The following is a 689-nucleotide window of genomic DNA, read 5'->3' as shown; positions in this document are numbered from 1 at the left end:
CAGCCGTACTCGGACTCGCGGTAGTGGAAGTCGGTCGGCACGCCGTCCACGGGCAGCGTGAGCTGCGACCACGCGGAGCCGCCGAGGTCGTCCGCCAGCTCCCAGGCGATCGCGGTCTGCTGGTCGAGCCAGTCCTGCCGCAGCGCCCGCTCCATCTGGGACGGCCAGGTGCACGAGAGCAACCCGGAGCCCGCCAGCCAGGCGGCCGACGACACGGAGGTCGCCTCCAACATCCCGGTGCCGTCGGCGCTGCGCCGCACCGGACGGCTGGCCACCGTCACGACGACGGCGAAGCGCTGCTTGGCCCGGCTCTCCGCGGTGGTCTCCACCTTCAGCGAGGGCTCCTCGCCGTGCCCGGTCGCGCCGTGCTCCACGGTGCCGTCGGCCGCCGCGCCCACCTGCATCAACCAGCGGGGCCCGGCGAACGCCTCGTCGAGGCCGTACCAGGGGAAGGCGGCCATCAGGTAGCCGTCGACCGTCCTGCGCACCGCTGCCGGCATGCCCTGCCCGGCCGCCGCGACGTCCTCGCCGGGCACGCCCGGAGTCGCCGCCGCGTCCTGCACGTCTGCCCGACTCGTCGTCTCCATCTGCGCGGAGCCTCCTCGTTGCCCTACGTCGTGGCGGCCCGCCCCCCTTCAGGCGACCTCACCTGGACACAGGGAGGATAGCCATACAGGTCGGCCCGAATG

At 73.7% G+C, this 689-nt stretch carries 1 protein-coding gene; it reads right to left on the bottom strand.

Translation table 11 applies throughout. From position 1 onward, the window contains the following. On the bottom strand, positions 1 to 587 hold a 587-nt coding region (locus KUM32_RS35985; protein ID WP_217146118.1), incomplete at its 3' end, for a hypothetical protein. Positions 588 to 689: the final 102 nt, after the last annotated feature.

Source organism: Streptomyces sp. AC627_RSS907 (assembly GCF_019049165.1).
The sequence above is the reverse complement of the archived record's forward strand: the minus strand, read 5'-3'. Positions and strand labels throughout refer to the sequence as shown.